The sequence below is a fragment of the Shewanella surugensis genome (assembly GCF_023284005.1).
Classification (GTDB): Bacteria; Pseudomonadota; Gammaproteobacteria; order Enterobacterales; family Shewanellaceae; genus Shewanella; species Shewanella surugensis.
Genome location: NZ_JAKIKS010000201.1, coordinates 1 through 5,568, shown reverse-complemented (window position 1 = coordinate 5,568; position 5,568 = coordinate 1). Strand labels below are relative to the sequence as shown.

Below are 5,568 nucleotides of genomic sequence, written 5' to 3'. Positions count from 1 at the left end.
TTGCGGTGCGCCAAGTCAGCGAAATAAGCTAAAAAAGGCGAGTTGGGACGATGATTACAGGGCAAAAGTTTTCTTTGGTTAATTATCCGACAAAGTATGCTCCCGCCCTGGATGCAATAGGGGGAATGAGAGGAAGTATCAAATCAAACATAAATTGTAATTTTATAGACGCATTTTCTTAAATTTATGAGCCTAATGGACTGTTCATGGATCATTGCCCCCACCACGCCTCGTAGCGGGGGTTACTCCGTGAGTGATTAATTTATTAATGGGTAAGAGATAAGGTCGGTAAGCCATAGCCTATTTCAAACAAGGGATCGGCAAACGCCACGAACCCATCGCCTGATGTGTAAATAGGCTAATCTTCGAGGGAGTCATCGGCATAGTTGCTGCTTGATGAATCATCATTACAAGAGGCGAGTAGTATGAGTAATGCTGACAAGATAAGACCTATTGAGAGATGTTTAAATCGCATATAATTTCTCCCTGTTTATATCAATGAGTAGATATAATCTATTACCATATTTTATAATAGGTTGTAGATAAACTGAGCGGTTTTGTTATTTGGAGATGAGTACTAAGACTCTTACTCATATTGATAACATTGAGCCTAGTAGAAAGGTGATCACTTGAAGGTTTTTATGTCTTTATATCGAATGATCATTTTTCATTATGCCTGATAATGGGGTGAGTTCGACCATTCTGAGTCGCTATAACTGAGGGTGTCATAAAAAATTCAAAAAAAATAAATAAAAATGTAATATTTAAAAATATCTTAATATTAAAATAATTCACTGTACGATGGCGGATCATTAGTGATTTTACCTGTTTTCAACTGTTTTTTGAGACGAGAAAATAGGTTAATGCTTAATTAGAATAACATATATTAATTATATATTATTTAGCTGTTTATATTTATATTTACATTTTTTTACAATTGTTTTCATAAAGATATCGATCGGCATCACAATTTATCGACTATAGCCTTCATTTTTTACTTGGTACTATTTGGTTTGTTTTTGTTGGTTTTAAAAACCAGAATGACTGTGATTTCCCATTTTAAAGTAGTATCAAACGAGAAAGTCTAATATTAATCCCTTTTTTGGTAACACCTCTGTTGTGAATATTTTGTCGGTAAATATGCATTTACATTGAGATAACATGCAGGTAGATTTGAATTAGCCATTTGATGATTTAACTTGTTTACGTTTTATTAATATTGGATATAGGGTACTGAATATAGATATATTCGCTGAATAACGTATTTTAATGCGAAGAAAATGTGTATTTTGTTATTGAGGGATGTCTATTTAAAATTAGTTATTGTTAATGTCTTGGGTCAGTTAATTCTATTGAACTGTCTATTTTATTCATTTAGCTGTTTATTATTGTTCCTCATGTCTATTAGTTGGTTGTTTTTTGTTAATCACTGATATGGTGAATAATATTGTATTAATGTCAGTTATTTATGGTTCTAATATCGTGTTGCATTTTTAAATGTGTGTTTAAATATTTAAAGTATCAGGTCGAGTTGATATTGAGTGTTGTTTTTATATAGGAATGATTAATGTTATTGGTTATGCATTATGCATTGGCATGACAATCTACAGTGGTTGAAGTCAAATAAGGGCATTATTTATGAAGAAAAAAGCAATTTTTGTTGTCAGTGTTGTTGTTGTTTGTACTGTGGGTTATTACTTCTATTATTTAGGTGAAAATGATAGCCATATCAATATGGCTTCTAAGATGAGTATTGTTCCCATGAAGTTGGAAGGATCAAAAGTTGAACGAGAGCAAGCCTCTATTGATAAAAGAAAGGCAATCAGCATGGCACCACAGCATAAGCAACACATTGAAAATAAAGAAGCCACTTACGTTGATGGGCTTATGTTTTCCTCATCTAAGAAGGCAGAAGAGGTATTAAAAGCGTCAGGTAAGTTGCGTGAAAACTTGGAAGGTGAAGTTTATTTAGAGATTAATACTGAAGAGTTATTAGGATTAAGTATAGGAGATACTTTTCGATTAGATATACCAGAGTTAGATATTTTTTATGATATTGAAGTGAATGATGCTTATCAAGATCAATTTGGAAATAAAACCATTGAAGCACGATTACCCGATCAAGATATGACATATAGCTCAGTATTTACACTTAATGAACGTGCTATTTATGCCAATGTGTCGACGCCAGATGGAATATATTTGATGCAAGGTAATGGTCAATATGCTTGGATGGCAGAAACCAACGATTTAAGTCATGGTGTCATTATGGATTCCATAGAAAATAATCATATGGATAATTCAAATGGTCATGAATATCAAGAAGTGTTGCAACCGATGATTAGTGGAACTAATAAAGGCAGGAACAATATTCAATAATAAAAAATTAAAAGTAATACAAATATAGATGTAAAACGATAAAGAAGTAAAGAAGTAAAGAAGTAAAGAAGTAAAGAAGTAAAAGTCTATTAATAAAAATAAAATATATAAAACAAATTAACGGAGAATATTATGGTAAATCCTATTACAAAAAAAGCATTGTTAGGTCTATCAATTTCAGCATTATTATCGACATCAGCATTAGCAACAGATGTTGTGATCGGTGCCTATTATACGCCTGATGCAGCTAGCAGAAGTTTCGATATTCAAGCTGAAATTTCAAATATGATTTCTACTGCAAATCAATATTATGCTAATAGTGGCCTATCAATTGAATTACAATTATCGGCTACTCCATATGGATTAGATCAGGATATTATTGCTTCAACTGCAAGTCTCAGAAGTTTTTATCGAGACTCAACCATTCAAGGTTGGAGAGATGAATACAAAGAAGATTTCGTTGTAGTATTTGGATCGAGTGCCCCTGCTGGCAATGGCTTTGTGACGTGTGGCATAGCCGGTGATATATATGGTATGAAGATTTTTCCTTTTGATTATAGCAACTATGACAATTATGCTTTCAATGTTACGGGGACAGACTGTGGTAATACAACGATGACATTTATCCATGAGCTTGGGCATAACATGGGACTAGGTCATTCGGTCAAGCAGGGTGCTGTCGGTGGGGTGTATGAGTATGGTGTTGGCTATGGCGTCGATTATGAGTTTTCGACTATTATGGGATATCCACATGAATTTAATACGACTAATCAGTTAGCAGTATTCTCTGATCCTGATCGTACGTGTACATCAGGTTATGCTTGTGGTCGCAGTGATGCCGATGCTCAGAAAGCGTTGAGTCTTGTCACCAATGCTATTGCTGCGTTTAAATAATCGGTAGACTTTCTATTGAATAAAAGCCTTAATCTTAAGGTTTTTATTGTTTCTGTCTTTCCACTTATCGACCTATTTCCATGCCATTATATATATTGACATATATTTTCTTTATTTTACCTTTCATGTTATTTCTTATCAATTAGATACATTATATTAATATTTTTAATAAAAATACTTCTTTTATGTTTATTAAGATCGAAATGTAGACTTTGGTCTATGCCTCGTCGTTTTTATATGACCTTTTTAGTTGAATAAACGTTAAATCTACCGGCTTTACCTCTGAATTAAATGCTAATGATAATTATTTCTATTACAGTTCACTTTTTGATGATCGTAGCGGATCAACATAGTCGGTGTGATGAGGAATGTGCTCGCTATCAGTGTGCTTCATTGTGGGTTTATTTAGATCATAACAGATAAGGACGCGGCTGCGCGCGGCCTATCCTTATCTGTTATGACACCCAGTCTCAAGCATTAACGGCCATGTTAGATCATGATTAAAATGATAATTGGTCGGTACGGGGGGCAATGCGTTACATGAACAGCAGTGTGCAATACGATACCATGTACGCCAACTATCTTGCCGTTGATAATGAAACCTTATATCGCACTCATAGACTGAACCTTAAGAATTAAAGTGGGCTAAAATATTACTCAAGCTACTGTTACCTTTATATTTTTCTGTTTAGACAACGTTGCGTTCTTTTTCAAGTAAATATATGCCCATTCAAGTTGTTCTTTCAGTTCTAAATATGCTCCGTCAGCGATTGCTTGTATCAATGGGATAAACCAGAGCTCAGCATTGGTTGTCGCTTTGAAAAACGATATTTGGTCAACGACTTTAGTTGCTATCGCCCTTTTTAGGATCAGCGTAAGCAAACTTGCCCAAATCAACCCTTCAACAATTGGTTTTTTCTGCGTATTAAATTTTTTCAAGTTATTATGCGATTATAACGCTTTAAACAGAAGCTCTACTTGCCACCGAACTCGGTATAACATCATCACCTCATCCGCACTAAATTCAGCTCGTGGCAGATTGGTTAACCAAATCACACATTTTTCTTCAGAAGCCATCCAGCATCTGATCAGACGACATTTGTATTTACCCCATTCGACATCGAAGTCCATCATTTTTGGCTGTTATGCTTATGAAATACCTTCTTGAGTTTCTTACCTACTGGTCGCTTTAACGCTTTTCCCTTACCGTTATACGCGTTGATAATGGTTGGATTTAAATTGCATTTTCCTTTGACGATGTAGCTTGCATTATTGTTGTCTAGCTCTGAAAAGTAAGGCGTACTCACATACCCAGAATCAGCAAGAAATAAGCAGCTTTTGAGTGTGTGCGCTTCGGGCAAATAATCATGTTCAGATACCGAGTCTGCATCGATTTCCATTCGTGTGATTTTGCGTTCAAACAGCGATAGGCTCACATGGCATTCAATTGCTGCTGGTGCAGTTTGAGTGAAGCGTCCTTTAAATTCAGACGCCAGTTTTTGATGCACCGTTAATGAAGAACCATCATGCAAAATAACCTGCTTAAACTGTTTCAATCTCTCAGGTATTTTGTGCTCCCGAGGAAGTAATGTCGCCATTGCTTGTTTGGTGATGAGTTTCATGAACGCTGGGAACGTTTGCTTAGCCAATTGATTATGAAAAGGTTTATACGCTACAAACTCACTTTCAGATGTCCTCATCCCATTGAACTTTATAAGAATTTCATTAATAGCGGTGACGTTACTTTTGCTTAATGCGGCGACAAGGCTGGTGACCAACTCCAAAGGTTTAATTGCTCTAATACGTTTCATAAAACCAATACATTTGGCTTGCTCATTTAGAATTGAAGGAATAAAGAATTTGGTGATTTGTTGCTTTACTGAAATAATAGACATTGGCTTCTGAGTGGTAGCTTTTACTTTGGCGAGAAAATTTGATCACAGATGAAGCCTTTTTTCTATTACACTGCGCTTAAGATCCTGTCTATGATTCTCCGATAGGTTCGGTCAATATTTTTTATAAGAGACTACATGAGTGTAAGTATTCACCAGAGGGGGGATTGACTAAGCTGGCATGAGCCCAAATACGCCTGGGTAGTCCTTTTTATCAACCACGGCCGCAATGATAGTGCTGATCACTCTTATCGGGGATAACTGTCGCTTCTTGCACGTTTCAACGACAGAGAGCAGCCGAGAGCGAAATTTCTCACCTCTATCTGAACTTGTGCCATAGCAGATCTTGCGCATGATCACGCTCCCACGCAAGCAACGCTCGGCTTCGTTATTAGTCAACGGC

5 protein-coding genes and 1 pseudogene are annotated in these 5,568 nt (G+C 35.8%); 2 read left to right on the top strand and 4 right to left on the bottom strand.

From position 1 onward, the window contains the following. Positions 1 to 1,638 precede the first annotated feature (1,638 nt). Positions 1,639 to 2,379, top strand: coding sequence for a protease inhibitor BamI-like protein (locus L2764_RS25460; protein WP_248943163.1), 741 nt, complete (start codon positions 1,639 to 1,641; stop codon positions 2,377 to 2,379). A 132-nt stretch (positions 2,380 to 2,511) separates the two neighbouring features. Further along, positions 2,512 to 3,273 carry a M12 family metallo-peptidase gene (locus L2764_RS25455; protein ID WP_248943162.1) on the top strand — a complete coding sequence of 254 codons (762 nt, stop codon included), beginning with the start codon at positions 2,512 to 2,514 and terminating at the stop codon, positions 3,271 to 3,273. Positions 3,274 to 3,930: 657 nt separating this feature from the next. Here L2764_RS25455 and L2764_RS25450 read toward each other — a convergent pair. The 4 genes and pseudogenes from L2764_RS25450 to L2764_RS25440 form a co-directional block, all read right to left on the bottom strand. Then, the gene (locus tag L2764_RS25450) at positions 3,931 to 4,212 is read right to left on the bottom strand and encodes a hypothetical protein (protein ID WP_248943161.1); all 282 of its coding nucleotides are present in this window, start codon (positions 4,210 to 4,212) and stop codon (positions 3,931 to 3,933) included. Positions 4,213 to 4,224: 12 nt separating this feature from the next. After that, a complete protein-coding gene (locus tag L2764_RS28415; protein WP_376708498.1) occupies positions 4,225 to 4,350 on the bottom strand; it encodes a transposase in 126 nt (41 codons plus the stop codon). A gap of 53 nt (positions 4,351 to 4,403) precedes the next feature. Further along, on the bottom strand, positions 4,404 to 5,168 hold the full coding sequence (locus tag L2764_RS27930; RefSeq protein ID WP_283107172.1) for a transposase: 765 nt from the start codon (positions 5,166 to 5,168) through the stop codon (positions 4,404 to 4,406). Between the two features lie 168 nt (positions 5,169 to 5,336). Next, positions 5,337 to 5,568 (bottom strand): annotated as a pseudogene (locus L2764_RS25440) (IS66 family transposase); the annotation flags it as partial.